The organism is Geothrix terrae, from assembly GCF_022808775.1.
GTDB lineage: Bacteria > Acidobacteriota > Holophagae > Holophagales > Holophagaceae > Geothrix > Geothrix terrae.
This window is the reverse complement of record NZ_JAKZLA010000007.1, coordinates 169,739-193,602: the sequence shown is the minus strand read 5'-3', so window position 1 is coordinate 193,602 and position 23,864 is coordinate 169,739. Positions and strand designations below refer to the sequence as shown.

Sequence of the window (23,864 nt, the reverse complement as noted above, 5' to 3'; positions counted from 1 at the left end):
GGGGGGAACCCATGTTCCTCCATGACGCGCTGACCAAGGGCCTCGTCCGCTACCTCACGGCCGAGCTGCCCAGCTACCAGCGGCGGGTGCCCAACGACGTGGAGCGGCTCCGGGCCGGGCTCCGCCCCGGCGACGTGGTGCTGGTGGAGGGCAAGTCCCGCATCAGCCGCATGATCATGAGCCTCAGCCAGAGTTCGTGGAGCCACGCCGCCATGTACATCGGCGATGCCCTGCTGCGCTGGGGTGGCCCCCATGCCGAGTCGGCGCTGGATCGCTTCGGGGCCGAGGCTTCCCACCTGGTCCTGGAGAGCGACATGGCCGAAGGCGTGCGCGTGTTTCCCGTGGCCTGGTACGCGGACCACAACCTGAGGGTCTGCCGCCCCCAGGGCCTCTCCACCGACGATTTGGAGCGGGTGGTGGCCGAGATGCTCCGGCACCTCGGGCTGCGCTACGACCGGAGGAACATCTTCGACCTGGGGCGCTACCTCACCCCCGTCCACCTGCTGCCGGCCCGCTGGCGGCGGCGCCCCCTGTACCTGGGCAGCTCCAGCAGCCGCGAGGTGATCTGCTCGGCCCTCATCGCCAAGGCCTTCTACCGGGTGGGCTTCCCCGTGCAGCCCCTGGTCGGCGATGCGTCCGCCTCCCATTCGCGCCAGGTGATCTCGCGGCACCCGAGCTACATCATGCCCCGGGATTTCGACCTGAGCGCCAACTTCGAAGTGCTGAAGGTCAACCTGGCCCCACCTGAAAAAGCGGGCGCCTGGGGGCGCCCGCTTGTCGAAGGTTGAAGACTGGAAACGGAGGGCCGGGGCCTACTTCTTCACCTTGGCATCCTCGATGAGGACCGCGTAGGAATAGCCGGAACCGAAGTCCTTGTCCGTGCGCACCACGCCGGTGACGGTGACCGTGTCGCCCTTGGCGGCCGGGTCATTGCTGGTGACGGTGATGTCGTTGCTGCCGGCCTTCGCGTCACCGCTGCCGTCCTGCAGGTGCAGCCAGTTCTTGCCCATGATGCCGGCGTTGTACTTCACGACCTTGCCGCGCACGGTGACGGTCTTTCCCTTGAGGGCGCCCTTCTGGGCCCAGACTTCGGCCACGGTGCGGGCGTCCGCCCCTGAAGCCTTCTCGACCTTGCCCACTTCCACGACCACCGGCTGGCCTGCGGAAGCATGGGGATCGCCAGCGGGAGCCGCGGCTGGTCCACTGCCGGCCAGGGTGCCGAAATAGATCTCGGCGAAGGTCCGCTTCAGGGTCTTGGATTCGAAGTCCCGCATGATCATGGCGCCGGTCACCGTGACGTCGGCGCCCTTCTCGACCTTGGTCTCGGGCACGGCGGCCCAGACTTCGCCCTGGGCGGTCTGGATGCGCAGGTAGGAATAGGGCGAGGCGGCGATGCGTTCCAGGAGCTTCCCGGTGACGGACAGGCCCGTGGAAGGCGCGCCAGCCGGCGCGGCGCCAGGTGCGGCGATCTGGCCCTGGATGGGGGCGGCGACCACGGGAGCCTGGGACTTGTTGGAGTTGCAGCCGACGATGGCCGCGGCGATGAGCAAGACGGGAAGGGCGCTGCGCATGGATGGGACTCCTTGTAGGAACCGGGAAGAGGCCACGGGACCCTGAAGCTTACGGTCAAACACCTATGACCGTCGACAAAGGCTCCGCAGAGGTGGTTTGCCCCGGGTCCATGGGGCCGGAGGCCCGGATCGGATCATCCCAGAAGGGATAGAAGCAGTACCACTGGCTGGGGTGCTGGCGGATCAACTGTTCCAGGGTGGAGACATAGGTTCGCATCCCCGCCTCGATGGCGGCCTGCCGCTCCCCCCTGCGGCCCAGGACCTGGATGGGCTCGCCGAACCGGGCATGGAAGCGCCGGGCCTCGTCCGTATAGAAGAAGCTGGTGACGATAGGTGCACCGGTCATGGCCGCCAGTTCCCAGGGGCCACGGGGGAAGGGCGCCTCCCGGCCGAAGAAGGGGATGGGCAGTCCGTTCAGGCTGAAGTCCCGGTCCCCCTGCATGCCCACCAGGGCGCCTTCCCGCAGCAGCTTGACCAGGGGCAGGGTGGAGAAACCGACGCCATCCACGGGGATGCCCACCACGCCGCCCTGGGCGCGCATCTGCTCCCGCAGCCGCTCCACCGCCTCGAAGCGGTCGGGCTTGTAGACCGTGTGGATCTTCAAGCTCCGGGCCCGCAGCAGCAGCCCGCCCAGCTCGTAGTTCCCCGCGTGGGCCGTGAGGAGGATGACGCCCCGACCTTCGGCCATCGCCGCATCCAGGTGCTCCAGGCCCTCCAGGGAGGCGAACTGCGCCAGGGCCTCCTCCGGGGCGCGCTGGCCGTAGTAGAAGAAGTCCACCCAGGCGCGGGCGTGCTGGCGCACCATGTCCCGGGCGATCCGGTCCACCTCCGGGTGCGTGGGGCGCAGCCCCAGCATCTGGGCCGTGTTGCCGAGAATGGCCTCCAGGTACTTGGGGCGCAGCGTCACGAAGGCGTGGGCGATCTGGTCGGCGATCTCGTGGCCCCGCTCGCGCCGGGCAAAGGAACGGGCCGCGAAGTGGAACAGGGGAAACAGCGAGCCGAAGACCGCCCCGTAGACGAGGCCCAGGAGCCTGGAGTCGGACTGCATCCGGTCCTGCATCCCCGGCCTCCTAGCGCCACACGTTCTGGTTGGGATTGCGGTCCTCCATCTCCAGCCACAGGCGCTGGAGGCTCTGGAGGCGCTCGGGGTACTCGAGGTCGAGGCGGTCCAGCGTCGCGTCGTCGTCGGCGTCGAAGGCGCACGGATCCTCCAGCACCTCGGCGGGGAACTCGGGGAACACCTCCGCGAGCAGGGCCCGGTCGAAGCCGCGCACGCTGAGGGTGCGGATGCCGGGCGTGTCCACCAGGGTCCCCCCCTCCAGGGCCAGCCAGCGGGCGGCCGTGGTGGTCTGCTTGCCGGTGCCGAACTTGGTGAGGCCGCCGATCTTCAGGGCCGCCTGCGGATGCAGGGCATTCACGAGGGTGCTCTTGCCCACGCCGCTGTGGCCCAGCAACACCACCACCTTGCCCTGCAGGAGGTCCCGCAGGGGCTCCAGGCCTTCGCCCTTGAGGGCGGAGGTCTCGTGGATGGGGACCTGCTGGCCCCGCAGCGGATCCAGCTCGGGCAGGGTGTCCTTCTTCGAGGCCCGGTCCCGCTTGGTGACGATGACGCGGAAGGCGAGGCCCGCATCCAGGGCCAGCACCTGGGCCCGCTCCAGGAGGCCGGGGCGCAGGGGAGGATCCACCACGGCGGCGCAGATCCAGAGCTCGTCCGCATTGGCGCAGATGAGCTGCCAGGGCTCGCGGTCGTCGATGCCGCCGCGCTTGAGCAGGCTCTTGCGGGGCATCACCGCCACCACCTGGGCCTCGGGGGAGCCTCCGTCGCCGCGGACGGACGGGGAGGCGGGGGCCCTGGGTTCATCCATCTCGACGGGAACGGCCGAGTAGCGCACCCGGTCGCCGCACACGAGGCGCACGCCCTTGAGCTTGCCGCTCAGGGTGGCCCGCATCACCGTGCGATCCGCCAGCTCCAGATCCACCCACTGGCTGTGCCGCTGGATGAGGGTGGCCTCGGGCAGGTGCATCCAGGGGGCGGGATCCGGCAGCCGCAGCAGGGCTTCGGAGTCGTGGGCCTCGATGCCCGTCTCCAGCCGCTCGGCGTGGCGCTGGCGCCGCTTGCTGTCCGCCGCCCGCTCGCGGGAATAGGCCTCCCGGTGGTCCAGGTCCTGGGCCTCCCGGCTCTGGCCGAGGCGGAACTTGCGGGTCATGCGGCAGCCCTCCCACTACCCAGCTGGACCGGGAGAGGAGCAGGCGCGCTGGTCGGGCTCTGCCCGATCGGCGCGCGGGGTGCGCGAGGGGGACGCAGCGCGACCGCGTGGAGCAGGCGGTCCCCTTCGCCCATCATCAGGCCCGTCCAGCGAACTCGCCGGTCTCGGTGCTGACCTTCACCTTCTCGCCCTCCTTGATGAAGAGGGGCACCTTGATCTCGATGCCGGTCTCCAGCTTGGCGGGCTTGGTGACGTTGCCGCTGGCCGTGTCGCCGCGGGCGCCGGGCTCCGTGTAGGTGACGGACAGTTCCACTTGGCCGGGCATCTGCAGGCCGATGGGGTTGCCGTTGAACTTCTGGATCTGGACGATGAGACCCTCGGTGAGGTAGTCGAGGGCGTCGCCCATGAGGGAAGCACCCAGGGTGTGGGTTTCGTAGGTCTCCTGGTCCATGAAGTGGGACCCTTCGCCGTCGCTGTAGAGGTAGCTCGCGGGCGCGAGGACCAGATCCGGCTCCTTGAACTTGTCCCCGGCCTTGAAGGTCTTGTCGAAGACGGCGCGGGTGAGGAGGTTGCGCATCTTGATGCGCACCAGCGTTTGGCCACCCCGGGCCGTGGGGGTCGAAATTTCCACATCCAGGCAGTGGTAGGGCGTGTCTTCGTGTTCGAAGAACATCTTGCGCTTGATTTCGATGGCTTCGAGCAGGGCGGCCATGGGCACTCCAGAATGTCGAATCCTCCATTCTAGCCCGGCTTCGGAGAGGGGTCTCGTGGTTAGAATTTCAGTTCCATGGCTGATCCAAGAACCATCGGCAGGTACCAGGTCCTGCGGCCCCTCGGACAGGGCGGCATGGGGACTGTCTATCTGGCGGAGGATCCGCTGCTCAAGCGGCGCGTGGCCATCAAGGTGGTGCGGGTCACGGGCGCCGCGCGGCACCAGGCCACCCTGCGTTTCCGGCGCGAGGCGGAGATCAGCGCCCAGTTGAACCATCCGAACCTGGTGACGGTCTTCGACGTCGGCGTGGAGGAGGACCTGGGGCCCTTCCTCGCCATGGAGTACGTGGAAGGGAAGAGCCTCGGCCGCCACATCAAGGACAAGGACCTGGACACGGAAACCAGCGCCCGCGTCCTGATCCAGACCGCCCGCGCCCTGCGGGCCGCCCATCGCCGCGCCATCGTGCACCGCGACGTGAAGCCGGACAACATCCTGCTGAGCGAGGAGGGCCGGGCCAAGCTCATGGACTTCGGCATCGCGCGCACCCTGGGCCACCTGGGCCCGGGTTCCGACCAGTCCCTGGACATGCCCCTCACGGAGGGAGATGGCGCCGCGCTGGCCCAGACGCTGGCCCTCCGGTTGACCTCCTCCGGCGACTTCCTGGGCTCCCCCGCCTATGCGCCCCCGGAAGTGCTCCGGGGCAGCGAGGGCACGCCGGCCTCGGATCGCTACAGCTTTGCCGCCACGGCCTTCGAACTCCTCACCGGCAAGCTGCCGCACCCGGGGAGCGGCCTCGCCGAGATCATCCTCCACATCCTCCAGGAGCCCGTGGCCATCCCGGCGGATGTGTCCCCCCGCATGGCCGCCGTGTTCCGGCGGGCCCTGGCGGTGGATCCCGACGACCGCTACACCACGCTGCCCGAGTTCATGGAAGAGCTGATCGACGCCTTGCCGGGCCCCGTCAGCATGCGGGCCCGCCTGTTCACGTTCCTCGGGCAGGACGAGGACGGCACCGGCAGCCTTTCCACGGCGCGGTTCCGGCAGATCGAGCCGGCGCCGGCGCCGGCGGCGGAATCCGGATCCCACGAGTCCCGCGCCCGGGGCACGGCGCCCCTCAAGATCGCCTTGGCCGAGGATCCGGTGGAATCCTACCTCTCCACCCAGAAGCGCGCCGGCCGCCAGGCCGGTTCCGGGGGCCCGGGTACCAACTGGGGCCAGGTCCTGAAGTGGATCGTCCTGGCCTTCATCGTCCTCCAGCTCTTCTGGTGGCTGGCGCCCGCCCTGTCGAGGCTCCAGTTCTGAGAGGCTGGCCCCGGACGGCGTCAGGAACAGCTTAGGACGGGCTCAGGAGAAGGCCCGCATCAGCAGGAAGAGCGACCCGTTCCAGCAGGCATGGACGAGGATGGCGGGCCGGAGGCTGCCGGTGCGCCGCACGGCCAGGGCGAGCACCAGGCCCAGCGTACTGAGGATGGGCAGGCCCGCGGGCTGCAGGTGGATGGCTCCGAAGAGCAGGGCCGAGGCGACCAGGGCGAAGGTGACGCGGCCTCCCCGCGCCAGCACGGGGAACAGGAACCCGCGGAAGAGGAATTCCTCGAAGAAGGGGGCCACGCCCGCCACCACCATGAACATGACCAGGGTGGGGCCCCAGCCTGCCAGCCCCCGCAACAATTCCTGCAGGTCCCGCTGGGGGTTCTGCTCCGGCCTCAGCACCTGGCTCGTGGCCATGGCCACCACCAGCACCAGGAACACGGCCAGGGCGAGGAAGGCCACGGCCCAGGCCAAGTCCCGGCGGGTCGGCGGCGGCCCCACCCGCCGCCACAGCCCGGCGAAGGAGAGACCTTCCGCCCACCCCAGCAACCGCAGGCCCACCCCGGCATGGAGGAGGGTGCCCAGGGGCACGACGGCCCAGCGCAGGGAAGGCCAGGGCATGAGGATGAGCCCGGCCAGGTTGCCCGCCGCGAAGAAGGCCATGAACCAGCCCAGGAAGACCAGGGCCGCCGCCCGGCCCGACAGACCCCAGGCGGGCAGGGGCCGGGTCGGCGGCTGCCGGCGCGTGGCCCAGAGGTAGATGCCCACCGCGAGGCCTCCGGCGGCGAGGGCCATCACCAGCAGCCCGAGGCCCCCCAGGGCGGCGAGGCGGGTGAGCAGCAGGCCGCGGGCCTGGGCGCGCAGCGGCTCGCCGGCGCCTGGCCCCCCCTCCCGATCCCGCAGCCGGGCCTCCAGCAGGCGGGCCGTGTAGCCGTTCCCCAGCCGCCGCTGGACCTCGGCGCGCGTGGCGGCGTCCGGGACCGGCGCGCCTTCATAGGCCGCCTCGAAGGTGCGCTGGAAGCGCGCTCCCGCAGCACCGGCCGGGAGGCTGGTCTGGACGAGCTCCCGCGCCCCAGCCGGGTCGCCCGCCTCCGCCATGAGCACCGCGAGCAGGGACCGGTCCCACGGGTCCGTCACCCCGCGTCGCGCCTTGGCCCATTCCTGGGATGGGATGGGGGTGCCCCTCAGCAGGTGGGATCCGGCCAGGCCGGCTTCGAGGATCTGGCCCTGGAGGGTGGTCCGGCCCGAGGGGCGGTGGTTCCCCTCTTGGCGGACGCGGAGGGTCAGGCCCGCGGCCATCAGGGCGAGGAGGGTCAGGAAGGCGATGAGGGGATCGGCCCAGCGGCGGTCCGGGTGCCAGGGGCGCGGGGTGAGGGGTTCCATGGCTCCCAGGCTACGCGAAGGGCGGCCGGCCCGTGCGGCGGAAGCGGCGGACCGCCGCCCACAGGTAGACCCGGTTCAGCAGCTGGGGCAGGCCCGGGATCGCCAGCAGCGGCGCGGCCCAGCGCCAGCCCGGCAGCCGCCGGGCGATGGGCCGGAGGAGGTCCGCCCCCGCCCAGACCTGGCGCGTGCCCAGGTCGAGGCCGTGGATTTCCGTCTCCAGGGGGTGCCCGGCCAACTCGGGTCCCAGGGCCAGCAGGTCCGGATCGCGCAGGGAGGCGATGTGCAGGAGCCCCCGGCGATCGCGCCGGGCCAGCCAGAGGGCCATGCGGCAGCAGAGGGTGCAGGCCGGATCGTAGGCGAGGAGCAGGGGCGCGGGCATCGGGACGCATCATGCCACGGTTGGCGGTAAGGTTGAGATTCCGGAGGCTCCATGCCCTTCTCCCATCCCATCGAGGTGCGGTTCAGCGACCTGGACGCCATGGGCCATGTGAACAACGCCGTGGTGGTGAGCTTCATGGAGCAGGGGCGCTTCCAGTGGTGGCGCAGCTTCCTGGGCGGCCGGGCCTTCACGGACGAAGGCTTCCTCATCGCGCGCATCGAGGTGGACTACCGCATGCCGATCCTCCTGGGCGACGACGTCCGGGTGGAGCTCCACTGCGCCCGGGTGGGCAACAGCTCCTTCGACCTGGCCTACCGCCTCACCAAGGGGCTGGGCGGCCCGGTGTTCGCCGAGGGGAAGAGCGTGCAGGTGATGCTGGACTTCGCCACCAACCGGCCCAAGCCGCTCTCGGCTTCGACCCGGGAATGGCTCGAGGCCCAGAGCTGACCCCATGCTCCTGGGCACCGCCGCCTGGGCCGAGGGGCCCCTGGAACGCCGGACGCTCGTGGGCCGGCTGGCGTCGGGCCGCCTGGCGGACCTGAACCGCATCGAGGCCATGCGCCTCCGCAAGCTGGGGGAGGGCGACCCGGAGCGGCTGGCCGAGGCCCTGGTCCCGGGAAGCCTCCGGCGCCTGCTGGAAGGCGGGGCCCGGGCCCTGGCCCGGGCCAAGCAGACCCTGGCCTACGCCGAGAAATGGGAGCGCCGCGGCACCCTGCCGGAATCCCTGGCCCCATCCCCGGAGTCCGCGGACCTGCTGCCCTGCCTGCCCCGGCCCGCGGCGCTGCACCGGGCCGATGGGACCGCCCTCGACCGCTTCCGGGTGAGGGGACCCGGGGCGGAGCTGGCGGAACTGCCCCGCCCTGGCCTGGCGGTCCTGGGCCTGGCGGGCGGGGGCGCGGCAGGGTTCTGCCTGGCCCTGGAGGACGGTGGAAGCGTCCTGCTGGGAGCCTGGATGGTGGATGCCTGGCCGGAGGGGAGCCTGGAGCTGCGGGCCGGCGCCGCCCGCCGCAGCACGCCCCTCGGGGCCTGGGAGGGCCTGGAGCTGCCGACCCTCCGCCCGGGCGAGGCCCTGCTGCTGCCGGTGCCGAAGCTCAAGCCCCTGCAGGAGCTGCTGCCGGGAGCCGAGGTCCTGGTGGGCACGGCCTTCGAAACCCTGATCCTGCGGGCCGGGTCGGAGGGGATCCACCCCACCGTGCACTGACCCATGGCTCAGGAACTGGTCCGGGTTGGACCGGTCCGGAATGGGTGTCGCGACAGTTCCATCGGCGCTATCCTGCGGCCCAGCGCCAGAGGAGCGACCATGCCCACGAACACCATCCGCCTCCACCGCGTGCTGCGCGCCACCCCCGACAAGGTCTACCGGGCCTTCCTCGACCCGGATGCCATGGCCAAGTGGCTTCCGCCCCACGGGTTCACGGGGAAGGTCCACCACCTGGAGGCGAAGGTCGGCGGCACCTACCGGATGTCCTTCACGAACTTCGGCACGGGCAGCAGCCACAGCTTCGGCGGCGAGTATTTGGAGCTGGTGCCCGGGACGCGCATCCGGCACACGGACACCTTCGACGATCCGAACCTGCCCGGAGCCATGGAGACGACGATCTCCCTGAAAGCCGTGTCCGTCGGCACCGAGGTGGACATCGTGCAGTCGGGCATCCCGGCCGTCATCCCGCCCGAGGCCTGCCACCTGGGCTGGCAGGAGTCGCTCACGCTGCTGGCGCAGCTGGTCGAACCGGAGATTCCGGACGGGGCCTAGCCCCGCATCATCTCCGCGATGAGGAAGGCCATCTCCAGGCTCTGGGTGCCGTTCAGCCGCGGGTCGCAGCCGGTCTCGTAGGCCTTGGCCAGGTCCGCCTCGGAGAGGCCCTCGCTGCCGCCGGTGCACTCGGTGACGGCCTCGCCCGTGAGTTCGATGTGGACCCCGCCCAGGTGCGAGCCGTGGTCCCGGTGGATCTCGAAGGCCTGGCGCAGCTCCGAGAGGATGGCCCCGAAGTCGCGGGTCTTGAGGCCCTGGGCGCTCTCGGCCCCGTTGCCGTGCATGGGGTCGCAGCTCCAGAGGACCGGATGGTCCGTGGCCTGGACGGCCTTCAGGAGCGGCGGGAGGGCCGCCTGGATCTTCGCCGCGCCGAAGCGGGAGATGAGAGTGATGCGCCCGGGCTCCCGGTCGGGGTCGAGGCGGTCCAGCAGGGCCTCCAGGTGTTCGGGCGTGGCGCTGGGGCCCACCTTCACGCCGATGGGGTTGCGGAGGCCGCGGAGGTACTCGATGTGGGCGCCGTCCAGCTGGCGGGTCCGCTCGCCCACCCAGAGGGTATGGGCCCCCAGGTTGTAGTAGGCGGAGGTCTCGCCCACCCAGCGGGTGAGGACCTCCTCATAGGGCAGGAGCAGGGCCTCGTGGCTGGTGTAGAAGTCGATGCGCTCCAGGGCGTCCCGCTGCACGCCGCCCAGGGCTTCCAGGAAGTCCAGGGATTCGCGCACCTGGTCCAGGGTGCGCCGGTACTCGGGCACCCGGCCCGCCTCGCCGGGCAGCTCCCAGCGTTCGGGGTGGTGCAGGTCCGCGTAGCCGCCAGCCGCCAGGGCCCGCAGGTGGTTCAGGGTGGCGGAGGCGTGGAAGTAGGCCTCCAGCATGCGGCCGGGGTCGGGCCGGCGCGCGGCCTCGTCCGCCTCGAGCCCGTTCACGAGGTCGCCGCGGTAGCTGGGCAGCTCCCGGCCGCGCACCAGCTCGGTGGGTTTGCTGCGGGGCTTGGCGAACTGGCCGGCGATGCGGCCCACCCGCACCACGGGCTTCCGCCCGCCGTGGGTGAGGGCCACGGACATCTGGAGCAGCACCCGCAGCTTGCCTGCGATGGATTCCGCCGTGCAGTCCTTGAACTGCTCCGCGCAGTCGCCGCCCTGGAGGAGGAAGCGCCGGCCCGCAGCGGCCTCGGCCAGCAGGCCCCGGAGGCGGTCCACCTCCTGGGGCACCACCAGGGGGGGCATGCGGCGGAGCCGCGCCAGGACGCCCTCCAGCTCGGAGGGATCCTCATAGGCCGGCTGCTGCGCGGCGGGAAAGCGCTGCCAGCTGTGGGGGTTCCAGGGCGCCATCGGACCTCGGGGACGAAGGTCCAGTCTACCCGTTCGACACGGTCCCGCCGGGCTCCGGTTCCACGGGGGTGATCCAGCGGTAGCCTTCGCCGCCGACCGTGGTGATCCAGGGCGAACCGAGCTCCTCGCCGAGCTTGCGGCGCAGGTTGGCGATGTGGACGTCCACCGTGCGGGCGCTGGGGCGGGCGTCCGGCTCCCAGGCCAGCTGCAGCAGCTCCTTGCGGCTGTGGGTCCGGCCCGCGTGGGTGATGAGGATCTCCAGCAGGCGGAACTCGCGGGGGGTCAGCTCCAGGGGCCTCCCTTCCCGCCGGGCCTCCAGGCGCGGGAGGTTGAAGCGGAAGGGGCCGGACCGCAGCAGGGTCGGCCGGTCCACGGGGCGGGTCCGGCGCAGGATCGCCTTCACCCGGGCGACGAGCTCCAGCACAGAGAAGGGCTTCACCAGGTAGTCGTCGGCCCCCAGGCTCAGGCCCTTCACCCGATCCGCCTCTTCGCCCCGGGCCGTGAGGAGGAGCACAGGCACGTGGTCCCGCCGGTCCCGGAGGGTGCGGAGAACCTCGAACCCGTCCAGCTGGGGCAGCATCAGGTCCAGCACGATGAGATCCGCGGCCCGGGCCGTGTGGGCCGCCAGGGCGGGCACACCGTCCTCCACGGCCTCCACGGAGTAGCCTTCGAAGCTCAGGTTGTTGACGAGGAGTTGGCAGAGGGAGGGCTCATCCTCCACCACGAGGATGTGGATCACGGCATCTCGCTCAAGGATCGTGCTTCATCCAAGATGCGAGCATTGCCTTGGAAAGGCAAGCTAGATCGGCTGCAATTTCCTAGTGCGGGCCTTCCTTCAATACCGGCTGTCCGCAGGCTTCCCGCCGCGGGGCCAATCGTTCACCTTCCCGGGGAAGTCCGGCCGGGGCTGATGGGTGAAGTAGGCGGACACATCGTAGGCCTCTTGGGCGGTGAGGGGATCGGTTCCGCCGAGCCCGCTCATGTTGGCCTTCACGAAGGCCGCGGCCTTGCTGGTGCGGGCCATGCCGGCCCCGAGGTTGAAGGACCGGGGACCCCAGAGCGGCGGAATGTCCGCGGAGCCCTGGCCGTCCTCCCCGTGGCAGACGGCGCAGGCCCGGGCATAGACTGCCTTGCCGCGTTCCGGATCCGCGGGCGCCGGAGCCTGCAGGGGCGGATTCCCCCGGCCCGCCACCTCGGCGCCCACGGGGACGTCCTTGGACAGCCACCAGACATAGGCGAGCAGGCCGCGCATCTCCTCGCTGCTGGTCGGCAGGGGCTTGCCGTTCATGGAACGCAGGAAGCAGCCGTTGATGCGGTCCTCCATGGTTCCCACGCGTCCGGCCCGCGGCAGGTAGGTGGGGAAGACGGCCCAGAGGCCCACCATGGGCGCGGCATGGGGCGCCTTACCGGCGTCCAGGTGGCAGCTGCTGCAGCTGAGGGCATTCCCGGAGTACGCCGGAGCGTACCTGGGGGTGTTCGTGAAGATCTTCTGGCCCAGGCGGATCGCCTCGCCGACGGGCCCCGGGGGGATGGTCGCCTCCTGGGGCGCCTTCAGGGGCACCTGGACGGGCTTCGGTGGCTCGGCGGCCACCACGCCCAGGCTGAGAACCACGAGGCCCATCCATGAACGCGCCATGACTTCCCCCATCGGGCGGGCATCGCCCGCCCTGATGGTAGGTCCCGGGAGGAGCCGTGCCCCGTGATCCTGGTCATCTCTGAAGGTGCCAGATGGGTGGAAACCGAGCGGGGATGGAGGCCTTCGGGTCAGGCGACCGGAACCTCCAGAAGGGCCGAGAGGCCCTCCCCCGGGGCAGAGGTGAAGGAGAGGCCCCAGCCCTCCTGCTCCGCCACCTGCACCAGGAGGCTCAGGCCGAGCCCCTGGCCTTCCCGCAGGAACCCCTCCTTCCCCTTGGAGCGCAGGCGCTGGAAGGGCTTGCCCAGGGCCTTGAGCTGGTGGGGTTCCAGCCCGTCCCCCTCGTCGGTGACCCGGAGGCAGAGGCGGCGCCGGGTCCGCCAGGATTCCAGGGTGACCCGGCCCCGCCCGTGGGTCAGGGCGTTCTCCACCAGGGTGAGCAGGGCCGAGCGCAGGGACGGGAGCGGGGCCCGTCCCGATGCCTCCGCCAGCTGGATCTCCAGGGGCCGATTCTCGACCTCGAATCCCGGGCGCAGATCCTCCACCACATCGCGGATCCAGGCGGGCGTGGCCAGGCCGTGGGGGCCGGAGGCGCCGCCGCCCCGGATGACCCGCAGGCCCGTCTCGATGATGGTGGTGAGGTGGTCCACCTCCTCGCCGATCTTGAGCAGCTCCTCGTCGGCCCGCTCGGGGCTGAGGCGGCCCAGGCGCAGGGAATCGCAGCGGAACTTGAGGATGGCCAGGGGTGTCTTGAGGCTGTGGGTCATGGAGGCCATGCGGTCGGCGTCCAGCTCGGCCTTGCGCCGGGTCCGGTGCCGCAGCCACAGGCCCAGCAGCATGGCCAGCCCCACGGAGAGGGCCACGCCGGAGACCATGCGCCGCTGGGACTTGAGCGTCCGGCGGAAGGCCGCCTGGTCGTCGTCGAAGGCCACGCCGCCGAGGGACCAGCCCTCTCCGAAGGCGTTGGTCTTGGTGATGGAGCCGAGGGGCAGGGCGATGAGCCGCTGGGGATCGGCCTGGAGGTTGGGTTGGGCCCCCCAGGGCTGGGGCTTCAGATCCTTCCGCGTGGCGTCCGACTCCCGGAGCAGCCCCATGCGCAGGGCCCGGCGCGGGGCCAGGGCGATGCCCAGCTCGCGTTCCACCTCCGGGGCCCCGGGCCGCCAGCGCTTGATCACCAGCCAGCGGTCCGAGAGCAGGACCACCGTGGCCACCTTCCCGAAGTCTGGATCCTGCTCCCGCGGCGGGTTCCACTCGAAGCGCTGGGCCATCTCGGCGTGGGTCATCCATCCCAGGTACTGCTGGGTCTGGGCGGGGTCCCGGGGGGGGACCAGGTGGTCGCCCTCGCGGACCCAGAGGTGGCGCCCCTCGAAGCGGTCCAGCAGGGCCACCACCAGGGGCTGGTCGCCGAGAAAGCGGCGGACGTCCTCCTCATCGCCCCGCTGGATGCTGTGGAGGATCGGCAGGCTCTTCCAGTGCCGCTCCACCGCCTCGAAGTCCACCCAGTGGGCCTCCATGTAGGCCTGCTGGGCGTTGCCGATCTGATCCATCAGGTAGTACCGGGGGGCGAAATAGAGCACCCCCGCCGTCAGCAGGCCCGCCAGGACCAGGAGGACGATGCCGCTCTGCTGCTGGAGGCGCTGCCACCGGGAGGTTCCGAAGCCGGGATGGAGGACGCGGAAGCGGGAGGTGCGATGGCGTGGCATTGGGGGCTCGGCGGGAAGGGGGTGACAGCCAGCTTAGCGGCCGTTGGCCTCTTCCGGGCGCCTAAGAGTGCCTTACAAAACCCCGACGGGGTCGCGAGAAAGCCAGGTGGGATGCACCGCAAGGAAGGGCCCGCAGGGCGATGCGGGACATCGTTCAAGGGCCCTGACGCCGCGGGGCGCCCACCTGGCTTTCTCCCTCCGGGCGAGGGCCGGCGGGCGCCGCGATGCCGCGTCACGCTCGTCGCGCGTAGTACCCGCTACGCGTCTCCTCGCGTTCCTCGCCTCGCTCGCCCGGCGACCCTCGCGCGGCCTCGTGGGGGTTTTGTAAGGCACTCTAACCCAGGGCCAGCATCCGCTCCAGGGGCTTCAGGGCCTTCAGGCGCACCGCCTCGTCCAGGCGGATCTCCGGCTGGAGGTCCCGCAGGCAGAGGTAGAGCTTCTCCAGGCTGTTGAGCTTCATGTAAGGGCAGAGGCTGCAGTTGCAGCCGCTGTCCGCCGGGGCGGGAATCAGCTCGGCGTCGGGCCGCCGCCGGCGCATCTGGTGGAGGATGCCGGCCTCGGTGGCGACGATGAAGGCTTTGGCGCTGTCCTTGGCCACGTAGTTCAGCAGGGCGGCCGTGGAGCCCACGAAATCCGCCAGCTGGCTCACGGTGGCGTCGCACTCGGGATGGGCGATGAGCTTGGCCTCCGGGTGCTGGGCCTTGAGGGCCGCCAGGCGCTTGGCCGTGAACTGCTCGTGGACGATGCAGAAACCCGGGAACAGCACCATGTCGCGGCCCGTCTGCTGCATCACCCACTTGCCCAGGTGCCGGTCCGGCGCGAAGACGATCTTGCGGTCCTTGGGGAGGCTCTCGACCACGCGCACGGCGTTGCTGCTGGTGCAGATGACCGTGCTGAGCGCCTTCACGCCCGCGGAGCAGTTGATGTAGCTCACCACGTCGTGATCGGGGTACTGCTTCAGCCACTCGGCGAAGTAGTCCGCCGGGCACCGGTCCGCCAGGCTGCAGCCGGCATCCATGTCGGGGATGACCACGGTCTTGCCGGGGTTGAGGATCTTGGCGGTCTCGGCCATGAAGTGGACGCCGCAGAAGGCGATGACGTCCGCGTCGGCCCTGGCGGCCTGCTGGCTGAGCTGGAGGCTGTCGCCCACAAAGTCCGCCAGATCCTGGATCTCCGGTTCCTGGTAGTAGTGGGCCAGAAGGACGGCCCGCCGCTCGGCCTTCAGCCGCCGGATCTCGGCGGGCAGATCGAGGCCCGCGGGGATGCTCTCGAGGTTGGGGACGTAGGGGGCGGTCAGGTCCATGCTCATATTCTAGGCCTTCTCAAGGAACCGGCGGATCCGCTGTCCCGGACCCGGGTCGTCGAAGACGGCGGCGAAGGCCGCCCGTTCCCAGGCCAGGGCGGCGGGACGGGGAAGCCCTTCCTGCCGCTTCTGGAGGTCCCCCAGGAGAAAAAGAGCCCGTCCGCAGACGGGAAAATCTGTTGCCACAAGGGGGATTCCGCTACCCTGGAGATGGATCGCAGGATCCAGGTGGACATGGGAATCCGATGGCTGCCCCCGAGGGGCGGACATCGGTCCTTTTGTATTTACAGTCATCTTTCACCACCGTCCGAAGGGGGGACACATGGCCAAGGCGCCGGCGCCAGACACTTCCAGCATCTCACGGCTGGACCAGACCAAGATCAGCCAGTACTTCGGCTGCAACACCTTCAGCGAGCGGACCATGCGCGACCGCCTGCAGAAGGATGTCTACAAGGCCTACCGCCAGGCGCTGAAGCGCGGCGAGGCCCTGTCGCCGGAGGTGGCCAAGAGCGTGGCCCAGGCCATGAAGGACTGGGCGCTGGAGCAGGGTTGCACCCACTTCACCCACTGGTTCCTGCCCATGACCGGCGCCACCGCCGAGAAGCACGACGCCTTCATCGCCTGGGACGAGCCGGGCCAGGTCATCGAACGCTTCAGCGGCAGCCAGCTCATCCAGGGCGAGCCCGACGCCAGCTCCTTCCCTTCGGGCGGCCTGCGCGCGACCTTCGAGGCCCGCGGCTACACGGCCTGGGATCCGGCCAGCCCGGCCTTCCTCATCGAAGGCCCCATCGGCAAGACCCTCTGCATCCCCACGGCCTTCGTGGGGTACCACGGCGAGGCCCTGGACCACAAGGTGCCCCTGCTGCGGTCCATGGAGGTGGTCTCCCGGCGCGCCAGCGAGGGCCTGGCCCACTTCGGCGTGGCCGCGGACGCGGTGGTGGCCCAGTGCGGCCCCGAGCAGGAGTACTTCGCCGTGGACCTGGAGCTGGCCCAGCAGCGGCCGGACCTCATGTTCGCCAACCGCACGCTCCAGGGCGCCAAGCCGCCCAAGGGCCAGGAGCTGGAGGACCACTACTTCGGCAGCATCAAGGAGCGGGTCCTCGGCTTCATGCAGGAGGTCGAGCTGGAGTGCTTCAAGTTGGGCATCCCCGCCAAGACCCGCCACAACGAGGTGGCGCCCAACCAGTTCGAGATCGCGCCCATCTACGAGGCCGCCAACATCGCGAGCGACCACAACCAGCTGCTCATGGAGATCCTCAAGTCCGTGGGCGAGCGCCACGGCCTGGCCATCCTCCTTCATGAAAAGCCCTTCGCCGGCGTCAACGGCAGCGGCAAGCACGTGAACTGGAGCCTGGCCACGGACGAGGGCCAGAACCTGCTGGAGCCCGGGCAGACGCCCGAAGAGAATCTGCAGTTCCTCTACTTCCTCAGCGCCACCCTGAAGGCCATCCACACCCACGGCGGCCTGCTCCGCGCCGCCATCGCCAGCGCCGGCAACGACCACCGCCTGGGCGCCAACGAGGCGCCGCCGGCCATCATGTCCGTGTTCCTTGGCGCCCAGCTCAGCCACATCCTCGACGCCATCGAGAAGGGCGCGGCCGCGGACGCCTCCTCCCAGCGCATCCTGGATCTCGGCATCGGCAACCTGCCCCGCATCGAGAAGGACGCCACGGACCGCAATCGCACCAGCCCTTTCGCCTTCACGGGCAACAAGTTCGAGTTCCGGGCCGTGGGCTCCAGCCAGCCCATCGCCCTGCCGCTGACGGTGATCAACGCCGCCGTGGCCGAGGCGTTGGAAGGGCTGAACGCCAAGCTGGACGCCGAGATCAAGGCCGGCAAGGAACACCGCGCGGCCGTCCTGTCCGTGGTGCGCGAGGCCATCATCGAGACCAAGTCCATCCGCTTCGAAGGCAATGGCTACTCGGAGGACTGGAAGGTCGAGGCCGAGCGTCGCGGTCTTCCCCACGCCAAGGATACGGTGGCGGCCCTGCACATCTGGGAGAACGCCGCGGCCAAGGCCGTATTCTCCAAGCAGGGCATCTTGTCCGAGGGGGAGCTGGAATCCCGCATCCACATCCGCCACGAGCAGTATCAGAAGGCCATCGCCATCGAAACGCAGGTGCTGCGCGAGATGGCGGAGACCCAGATCCTGCCCTCCATCACGGCGGACCTGGGGGCCCGGGCCAAGAGCCTCGGCAGGCTGGCGGCCGCCGGCATCGCGGTGCCCGAGACCCTGAAGGCCTCGCTCCAGGCCCAGGCCACCCTCGCTGGCGAGGCCCAGTCGCGCCTTTCCTCCATGAAGGTCGCCCTGGCCGAGGCGGACGCCATCGAGGACCTGCACGCCAGGACCGAGGCCTTCGGCCAGAAGGTGAATGAAGCCAAGCACGCCCTGCGCGAGGTGCTGGATCACCTGGAGGAGGCCTGCGACGCCGACCTCTGGCCCCTGCCCAAGTACTGGCAGCTGCTGTCGCCACTGCTCTAGCTTTTCCCAGTTCCCATGAAAAACGGGCCGCGATCGCGGCCCGTTTTTCATGGGTGGAACGGAGGCTACCGCCCGAACCGGAACACAGCGCTGACCTGGAGCCAGGTGGCGGTGTCGAAGCCGAAGCCGTCGTTGCCGTTCTTGTCCACGAAGACCTGGTTCAGGGAACCTTCGAGGGAGAACATCTTGTTGAAGGTGTAGCCGCCGCCGCCGCGCAGGCCGAGCTTGCCGCTCTGGCTGGCGCTGCCGCTGAAGCCGTTTCCGCTGTAATCGTCCTTGACGCTGTTCAGGGAAGCGCCGGCGATGGTGTACCAGCCCTGGTTCGGGCTCTGGAAGTTGTAGACCCAGTCGGCGCCAATCTGCAGGATCTTGAAGTCGTTGTTGACATCAGCCGGGCCGCCCCAGCCTGAGCCCGGAAGGCTGTGGTAGGTCAGCTGGGCGCGGACCTGATGGTGGGAGGTGATGTTGAAGTCCAGGTGACCGCCGATGTGGGCGCCGAAGAACTGGTTGGTGCCGAAATCGGTCTTGTCCTTCAGGTCCCCGACCGGCAGAGAGAGCCCCGTCTGCAGGCCGCCGGTGATGTCCTGGGCGGCAAGGGGCAGGCCCAGAAGGGCGAGGGCAAGGGCAACGCGGTGACGCATGAGACCTCCGACAATGGCGGGCCCCGGTGTGAGGCCGGTCCCAGCCTAGCGAGGTACCGTCACAATTGGATCATCCGAAGGATCTATGCGCGGGGCTCGAGCGTGACGCCGCGCCCGCTGCGGATCCGCTGCTCGATGCGCGAGGTGCTGTGGCCCGGGAGGAAGGGCAGGAGGACCAGCTTCCCCCCGTGTCCCTCCACGATCTCGCGTCCCACCACGGTGTCAGGCGTGTAGTCGCCGCCCTTCACCAGCACATCGGGCTGGAGGGCGCGGATGAGTTCCAGCGGCGTGTCCTCGTGGAAGAGGACCACGGCGTCCACGCTGCGCAGTCCCAGCAGGATGGCGGCGCGGGCGGCCTCGTCCTGGAGGGGGCGGCCCGGGCCCTTGAGCCGCGCCACGGAGGCGTCGCTGTTGAGGCCCACCACGAGGAAGTCGCCCAGGGCGCGGGCCTCGGCGAGGTACTGCACGTGGCCGGGGTGGATCAGGTCGAAGCAGCCATTGGTGAAGCAGAGCCGTCCGGGACGCGGCACGGCTTCCAGGAAGGCCTGGGCAGAGGGGAAGAAACGGGAGGATGACAACATGCTTAGAAGGGAATATAGTGGAGACCTGCGGAAGTGCCTGTCTGGAGAAGGATGCCATGCCCCTCTACGAATACCGATGTGAAGCTTGCGGGAAGCCCGAAGAGAAGCTCGAGAGCCTGTCTGCGCCCCAGGCGCATGCTTGTCCGGCGTGCGGGGCCCCCGAGGGCATGAAGCGCCAGATCTCGGTCTCGGCCTTCTCCCTGGTGGGCGGCGGCTGGTTCAAGGGATCGGCCTCCGAACCCGCGTCCCCGGCCCCCTCCTCGCCCGCTTCTTCGGGCGGCTGCGCGGGCGGGGCGTGCGGATGCCCGTTCGCCGGTTGATGCGTTGACTTTCAGGGCATTTCCGATAGCCTAGATGGTTCCGGCCCCGTGGGCCGGCGCAGGATTTCATCCGTCCGACGTTCTCCGGAGCCTCCATCGCGGCGAACCTCTCGGGCCCAGGCCCGGATCCACCGGTGCCTTCCTTGGAGGATGGTGTGCCTACCATCAATCAGCTGATCCGCCTCGGGCGGAAGACGTTCCAGAACAAGACGAAGAGCCCCGCGCTCGACGCCTGCCCGCAGAAGCGTGGCGTGTGCACCCGCGTGTTCACCACCACCCCCAAGAAGCCGAACTCCGCGCTTCGTAAGGTGGCCCGCGTGCGTCTCACCAACGGCATCGAGTGCACGACCTATATCCCGGGCGTGGGCCACAACCTGCAGGAGCACAGCATCGTGCTCATCCGCGGCGGCCGCGTGAAGGACCTGCCGGGCGTGCGCTACCACGTCGTCCGCGGCACCCTGGACGCCACCGGCGTCGCGGGCCGCAACCAGTCCCGTTCCAAGTACGGCGCCAAGCGCCCCAAGGCTGGCGCCGCGCCGGCCAAGAAGAAGTAGGGGAGGTGAAACATGGCCCGTCGTTCCGCACCCGCCAAGCGTGAGATTCTCCCGGATCCCGTCTACAACAGCCTCGTCGTCTCCAAGTTCGTGAACATCCTCATGGAGCGCGGCAAGAAGGCCACCGCCGAGCGCATCCTCTACGGGGCGCTGGAGATCGTCGCCAAGAAGTCCGGCGAGGAGGCCCTGGAGGCCTTCCAGAAGGCCCTCAACAACATCAAGCCCTCGGTGGAAGTGAAGTCCCGCCGCGTGGGCGGCGCCACCTACCAGGTGCCCGTGGAGGTTCCCCAGAACCGCCGCCAGTCCCTGGCCATGCGCTGGCTGAAGATCTACTCCGCCTCCCGCGGCGAGCGCACCATGCGCGACAAGCTGGCAGGCGAGATCCTCGACGCCATGAATTTCCGCGGCGCCGCCATCAAGAAGAAGGACGACGTCCACAAGATGGCCGAGGCCAACAAGGCCTTCGCGCACTTCCGCTGGTAGCAGCCCGTCCGACCGGAAGGAGCCGCCGACCCGGCGGCTCCTTCCGCGAAGGTCTTTGAAGCATTTCCCGACTCCGCATCTGCATTGATCCTTTCAGGAGGCCGCTGTGGCCCGCCAGACCCCCCTCGAGCGCTACCGGAACATCGGCATCATGGCGCACATCGATGCCGGCAAGACCACCACGACGGAGCGCATCCTCTACTACACCGGCAAGATCCACAAGATCGGCGAGGTGCATGAGGGTGCCGCGACCACCGACTGGATGGTGCAGGAGCAGGAGCGGGGCATCACCATCACCTCCGCCGCCATCACGGCCGCCTGGACGCCCCAGACCGGCCAGCTGAAGGGCGTGGAGCACCGCATCAACATCATCGACACCCCCGGCCACGTGGACTTCACGGCCGAGGTGGAGCGCAGCCTCCGCGTGCTCGACGGCGCCGTGGCCGTGTTCTGCGCCGTGGGCGGCGTGCAGCCCCAGTCCGAGACCGTGTGGCGCCAGGCCGACAAGTACGGTGTGCCCCGCCTGGCCTTCGTGAACAAGATGGACCGCACCGGCGCGGACTTCTTCCGTGTCGTCAAGATGATGCAGGACCGCCTGAAGGCGCGTCCCTGCCCCATCCAGATCCCCATCGGCGCCGAGGAGAACTTCAAGGGCGTGGTGGATCTGATCCTCATGAAGGCTGTCACCTTCGACGATGCCGACAAGGGCTTCAAGACCCTCTACGGCGAGATCCCCGCCGACCTGGTGGAGACCGCCAAGGAGTGGCGCGAAAAGATGGTCGAGATGGTCGCCGAGACCGACGAGCACCTCATGGAGAAGTATCTGGGCGGCGAGGAGCTGACCGAGGCCGAGCTGCGCGAGGGTATCCGCAAGGGATGCGTGTCGCTGGCCTTCACGCCCATGACCTGCGGCTCCGCCTTCAAGAACAAGGGCGTCCAGCCCATGCTCGACGCCGTGGTGAGCTACATGCCCTCGCCCCTGGACATTCCCGCCATCAAGGGCATGGACAGCGATGGCAACGAGGTGGAGCGCAAGGCCGACGACAGCGAACCCTTCAGCGCCCTCATCTTCAAGATCATGGCGGATCCCTTCGTGGGCTCCCTGGCCTTCCTGCGCGTCTATTCCGGCATCCTGCCGGCCGGCTCCGGCGTCTACAACGCCAACAAGGGCCGCCGCGAGCGCATCGGCCGCCTCCTCCAGATGCATGCCAACAAGCGTGAGGACATCGAGGAGGTCCGCACGGGCGACATCGGCGCCGCCGTGGGCCTGAAGGATGTGCTGACCGGCCAGACCATCTGCGACGAGAACAACCCGGTGGTGCTCGAGTCCATGGACTTCCCGGATCCCGTGATCCAGGTCGCCATCGAGCCCAAGACCAAGGCCGACCAGGAGAAGATGGGCATCGCCCTGGCCCGCCTGGCCCAGGAGGATCCCACCTTCAAGGTGAAGACCGATCCCGAGACCAACCAGACCATCATCGCCGGCATGGGCGAGCTGCACCTCGAGATCATCGTCGACCGCATGATGCGCGAGTTCAAGGTCGAGGCCAACGTGGGCAAGCCCCAGGTGGCCTACCGCGAGACCATCCGCAAGCGGGTGGAGTCCGAGGGCAAGTTCGTGCGCCAGTCCGGCGGCCGCGGCCAGTACGGCCACGTCAAGCTCATCGTCGAGCCCAATGAGGTCGGCAAGGGCTACGAGTTCATCAACGAGATCAAGGGCGGCGTGGTTCCCAAGGAATACATCAAGCCCACCGACGAAGGCATCCAGGAGGCCATGCACTCCGGCGTCCTCGCGGGCTACCCCGTGGTGGACATCAAGGTGACCATCTACGACGGCAGCTTCCACGAAGTGGACTCCAACGAAATGGCCTTCAAGATCGCCGGTTCCATGGGCTTCAAGGCCGGCTGCGAAAAGGCCAGCCCCGTGATCCTCGAGCCCATCATGGCCGTGGAAGTCGAGACCCCCGAGGACTACATGGGCGACGTCATCGGCAACCTGAACAGCCGTCGTGGCCGCATCGAGAACATGGAGGAGCGTTCCGGCTCCAAGGTCATCACCTCCAAGGTGCCCCTGGCCGAGATGTTCGCCTACTCCACGACTCTGCGCTCCATGACCCAGGGCCGCGGCACCTACACCATGCAGTTCTCGCACTACGAAGAGGCTCCCCGGAACGTGGCGGAAGAGATCATCGCCAAGGTCAAGGGTGCCAAGTAATATCGCGGGGGTCCCGCGCTCCGCTTTGCTGCGCGCACACCCCCGCACCCCCGCTGCTCGGCCCGGCGAAGCCGGTCCTCGTCGCCAGCATTAACAATCATTTCTTGTTTTACCTGCAGTTTAAGCCCCTCCGGGGGTGAGGCCGTCCTTCGAACCTTCGGGTTGCCGGGCCTCCTGATCCACCCGCTTCCTCCTCCGGGAGGTCGTGCGTTCTCTCAAAAAGCCGTTGAATTTGCAGCGGCTTTTGTTATGCTGATCAGCCCTGTCCCTGTCGTTGGGACGGATTTACATGGGCGGTCAGCGCCCCACGTCTATGGACGGTCCCCGTCCCAATGGAGTGAGCATGAAAGACAACATCCGCATCCGTTTGCGTGCCTTCGACCACCGTCTGCTCGATCAGAGCACCCGCGAGATCGTGGACACCGCCAAGCGCACGGGCGCCCAGGTGGCGGGACCGATTCCCCTCCCCACCCGGACGAACAAGTACACCGTGAACCGTTCCCCCCACGTGGACAAGAAGAGCCGGGACCAGTTCGAGATCCGCACGCACAAGCGGCTGCTCGACATCCTGAACCCGACCCAGAACACCGTGGACACTCTCATGCGCCTGGACCTGCCCGCTGGCGTCGACGTGGAGATCAAGGTCTTCAGCCGTCAGGGCAACCGGTAGAGGGGGGAGAAAACATGTCCAAAGGAATCATCGGCAAGAAGCTGGGGATGACCCAGATCTTCAATGAGCAGGGCCAGATCGTCCCCGTGACCGTCATCCAGGCCGGCCCCTGCGTGGTCGTGATGCGCAAGACCTCCGCCAAGGATGGCTACGAGGCCGTGCAGATCGGCTACGTGGACCCCAACGGCGGCAAGCGCGCCTCCAAGGCCGAGAAGGGCCACTGCGAGAAGCAGGGCGTCGCTCCGGTCCGCGTGCTGCGCGAGATCAAGGTGGACGCGGCTGACACGTCCAAGCCAGGCGACAGCGTCCTGGCCAGCGCCTTCGAGGCGAAGACCAAGGTGAACGTCACCGGCATCAGCAAGGGCAAGGGCTTCGCCGGCGTCATCAAGCGGCACCACTTCGCCGGCGGCCGCGCGACCCACGGCTCCATGTTCCACCGCGCCCCCGGTTCCATCGGCGGATCGAGCTATCCCAGCCGCGTGTTCCCCGGCATGCGCATGGCCGGCCACATGGGCGACGCCCAGGTGACCGTGCGCAACCTGGAGATCGCCAAGGTGGACGCCGAGAACAACCTGCTGCTCATCAAGGGCGCCGTCCCCGGCCCCAAGGGTGGGTACATCGTCATCAAGCAGGAGGCCTAG

Annotated in this window: 26 protein-coding genes; 12 read left to right on the top strand and 14 right to left on the bottom strand. The window is 69.2% G+C overall.

Going from position 1 to position 23,864, the window contains the following annotated elements; translation table 11 throughout:
• Positions 1-11 precede the first annotated feature (11 nt).
• Entirely contained in the window at positions 12-788 is a 777-nt protein-coding gene (locus MLE42_RS13825; protein ID WP_243288462.1) for a YiiX/YebB-like N1pC/P60 family cysteine hydrolase, read from the top strand.
• A 24-nt stretch (positions 789-812) separates the two neighbouring features.
• On the opposite strand, the gene MLE42_RS13820 is transcribed toward MLE42_RS13825, so the two are convergent.
• The 4 genes from MLE42_RS13820 to efp all read right to left on the bottom strand — a co-directional run bounded on the left by MLE42_RS13820 (position 813) and on the right by efp (position 4,490).
• On the bottom strand, positions 813-1,571 hold the full coding sequence (locus MLE42_RS13820) for a hypothetical protein (protein ID WP_243288461.1): 759 nt from the start codon (positions 1,569-1,571) through the stop codon (positions 813-815).
• A 55-nt stretch (positions 1,572-1,626) separates the two neighbouring features.
• Positions 1,627-2,631 carry a lysophospholipid acyltransferase family protein gene (locus MLE42_RS13815; RefSeq protein ID WP_243288460.1) on the bottom strand — a complete coding sequence of 335 codons (1,005 nt, stop codon included), beginning with the start codon at positions 2,629-2,631 and terminating at the stop codon, positions 1,627-1,629.
• Positions 2,632-2,641: 10 nt separating this feature from the next.
• A complete protein-coding gene (gene rsgA, locus MLE42_RS13810; RefSeq protein WP_243288459.1) occupies positions 2,642-3,778 on the bottom strand; it encodes a ribosome small subunit-dependent GTPase A in 1,137 nt (378 codons plus the stop codon).
• A gap of 136 nt (positions 3,779-3,914) precedes the next feature.
• A complete protein-coding gene (gene efp / locus MLE42_RS13805; RefSeq protein ID WP_243288458.1) occupies positions 3,915-4,490 on the bottom strand; it encodes an elongation factor P in 576 nt (191 codons plus the stop codon).
• A 75-nt stretch (positions 4,491-4,565) separates the two neighbouring features.
• Between efp and MLE42_RS13800 the strand changes: the two genes are divergently transcribed.
• Positions 4,566-5,792, top strand: a complete 1,227-nt coding sequence (locus tag MLE42_RS13800) for a serine/threonine-protein kinase (protein WP_243288457.1) — start codon at positions 4,566-4,568, stop codon at positions 5,790-5,792.
• Positions 5,793-5,834: 42 nt separating this feature from the next.
• Here MLE42_RS13800 and MLE42_RS13795 read toward each other — a convergent pair whose 3' ends face one another.
• Positions 5,835-7,181 carry a type II CAAX endopeptidase family protein gene (locus tag MLE42_RS13795; RefSeq protein WP_243288456.1) on the bottom strand — a complete coding sequence of 449 codons (1,347 nt, stop codon included), beginning with the start codon at positions 7,179-7,181 and terminating at the stop codon, positions 5,835-5,837.
• Positions 7,182-7,191: 10 nt separating this feature from the next.
• Positions 7,192-7,560, bottom strand: a complete 369-nt coding sequence (locus tag MLE42_RS13790; protein WP_243288455.1) for a thiol-disulfide oxidoreductase DCC family protein — start codon at positions 7,558-7,560, stop codon at positions 7,192-7,194.
• Between the two features lie 51 nt (positions 7,561-7,611).
• Here MLE42_RS13790 and MLE42_RS13785 point away from each other — a divergent pair, with 51 nt between their 5' ends.
• The 3 genes from MLE42_RS13785 (at position 7,612) to MLE42_RS13775 (ending at position 9,313) form a co-directional block, all read left to right on the top strand.
• The gene (locus MLE42_RS13785; RefSeq protein ID WP_243288454.1) at positions 7,612-8,007 is read left to right on the top strand and encodes an acyl-CoA thioesterase; all 396 of its coding nucleotides are present in this window, start codon (positions 7,612-7,614) and stop codon (positions 8,005-8,007) included.
• A gap of 4 nt (positions 8,008-8,011) precedes the next feature.
• Positions 8,012-8,761 carry a hypothetical protein gene (locus MLE42_RS13780; RefSeq protein ID WP_243288453.1) on the top strand — a complete coding sequence of 250 codons (750 nt, stop codon included), beginning with the start codon at positions 8,012-8,014 and terminating at the stop codon, positions 8,759-8,761.
• Positions 8,762-8,860: 99 nt separating this feature from the next.
• Positions 8,861-9,313 (top strand): SRPBCC family protein, encoded by a 453-nt coding sequence (locus MLE42_RS13775; protein ID WP_243288452.1) that lies wholly within the window; start codon positions 8,861-8,863, stop codon positions 9,311-9,313.
• Here MLE42_RS13775 and MLE42_RS13770 read toward each other — a convergent pair.
• The 6 genes from MLE42_RS13770 to MLE42_RS13745 form a co-directional block, all read right to left on the bottom strand.
• Positions 9,310-10,638 carry a class II 3-deoxy-7-phosphoheptulonate synthase gene (locus MLE42_RS13770; protein ID WP_243288451.1) on the bottom strand — a complete coding sequence of 443 codons (1,329 nt, stop codon included), beginning with the start codon at positions 10,636-10,638 and terminating at the stop codon, positions 9,310-9,312. The genes MLE42_RS13775 and MLE42_RS13770 overlap by 4 nt on opposite strands.
• A 25-nt stretch (positions 10,639-10,663) precedes the next feature.
• The gene (locus tag MLE42_RS16310; protein ID WP_243288450.1) at positions 10,664-11,377 is read right to left on the bottom strand and encodes a response regulator transcription factor; all 714 of its coding nucleotides are present in this window, start codon (positions 11,375-11,377) and stop codon (positions 10,664-10,666) included.
• Positions 11,378-11,473: 96 nt separating this feature from the next.
• Positions 11,474-12,274: a c-type cytochrome gene (locus MLE42_RS13760; RefSeq protein ID WP_243288449.1), complete on the bottom strand. Its 801-nt coding sequence runs from the start codon at positions 12,272-12,274 to the stop codon at positions 11,474-11,476.
• 128 nt (positions 12,275-12,402) lie between these two features.
• On the bottom strand, positions 12,403-13,974 hold the full coding sequence (locus MLE42_RS13755) for a sensor histidine kinase (protein WP_243288448.1): 1,572 nt from the start codon (positions 13,972-13,974) through the stop codon (positions 12,403-12,405).
• 334 nt (positions 13,975-14,308) lie between these two features.
• Complete coding sequence (nadA, locus tag MLE42_RS13750) at positions 14,309-15,277, bottom strand: quinolinate synthase NadA (RefSeq protein WP_243288447.1); 969 nt, start codon at positions 15,275-15,277, stop codon at positions 14,309-14,311.
• A gap of 9 nt (positions 15,278-15,286) precedes the next feature.
• Positions 15,287-15,463, bottom strand: a complete 177-nt coding sequence (locus MLE42_RS13745) for a hypothetical protein (RefSeq protein ID WP_243288446.1) — start codon at positions 15,461-15,463, stop codon at positions 15,287-15,289.
• 136 nt (positions 15,464-15,599) lie between these two features.
• On the opposite strand from MLE42_RS13745, the gene MLE42_RS13740 reads away from it, so the two are divergent.
• A complete protein-coding gene (locus MLE42_RS13740) occupies positions 15,600-17,759 on the top strand; it encodes a glutamine synthetase III family protein (protein ID WP_243288445.1) in 2,160 nt (719 codons plus the stop codon).
• 65 nt (positions 17,760-17,824) lie between these two features.
• Here the strand turns inward: MLE42_RS13740 and MLE42_RS13735 are convergent, their stop codons facing one another.
• Positions 17,825-18,400: an outer membrane beta-barrel protein gene (locus tag MLE42_RS13735; protein WP_243288444.1), complete on the bottom strand. Its 576-nt coding sequence runs from the start codon at positions 18,398-18,400 to the stop codon at positions 17,825-17,827.
• An 83-nt stretch (positions 18,401-18,483) separates the two neighbouring features.
• A complete protein-coding gene (gene rfaE2 / locus MLE42_RS13730) occupies positions 18,484-18,981 on the bottom strand; it encodes a D-glycero-beta-D-manno-heptose 1-phosphate adenylyltransferase (RefSeq protein ID WP_243288443.1) in 498 nt (165 codons plus the stop codon).
• 56 nt (positions 18,982-19,037) lie between these two features.
• Here rfaE2 and MLE42_RS13725 point away from each other — a divergent pair, with 56 nt between their 5' ends.
• The 6 genes from MLE42_RS13725 to rplC all read left to right on the top strand — a co-directional run bounded on the left by MLE42_RS13725 (position 19,038) and on the right by rplC (position 23,864).
• Positions 19,038-19,301, top strand: coding sequence for an FmdB family zinc ribbon protein (locus MLE42_RS13725; RefSeq protein ID WP_243288442.1), 264 nt, complete (start codon positions 19,038-19,040; stop codon positions 19,299-19,301).
• Positions 19,302-19,456: 155 nt separating this feature from the next.
• Entirely contained in the window at positions 19,457-19,855 is a 399-nt protein-coding gene (gene rpsL / locus MLE42_RS13720) for a 30S ribosomal protein S12 (protein ID WP_026852760.1), read from the top strand.
• 12 nt (positions 19,856-19,867) lie between these two features.
• Entirely contained in the window at positions 19,868-20,338 is a 471-nt protein-coding gene (rpsG, locus tag MLE42_RS13715; protein ID WP_243288441.1) for a 30S ribosomal protein S7, read from the top strand.
• Positions 20,339-20,444: 106 nt separating this feature from the next.
• Complete coding sequence (gene fusA, locus MLE42_RS13710; RefSeq protein WP_243288440.1) at positions 20,445-22,553, top strand: elongation factor G; 2,109 nt, start codon at positions 20,445-20,447, stop codon at positions 22,551-22,553.
• 343 nt (positions 22,554-22,896) lie between these two features.
• Entirely contained in the window at positions 22,897-23,223 is a 327-nt protein-coding gene (gene rpsJ, locus MLE42_RS13705; protein WP_043483643.1) for a 30S ribosomal protein S10, read from the top strand.
• A gap of 14 nt (positions 23,224-23,237) precedes the next feature.
• On the top strand, positions 23,238-23,864 hold the full coding sequence (gene rplC, locus MLE42_RS13700; RefSeq protein ID WP_243288439.1) for a 50S ribosomal protein L3: 627 nt from the start codon (positions 23,238-23,240) through the stop codon (positions 23,862-23,864).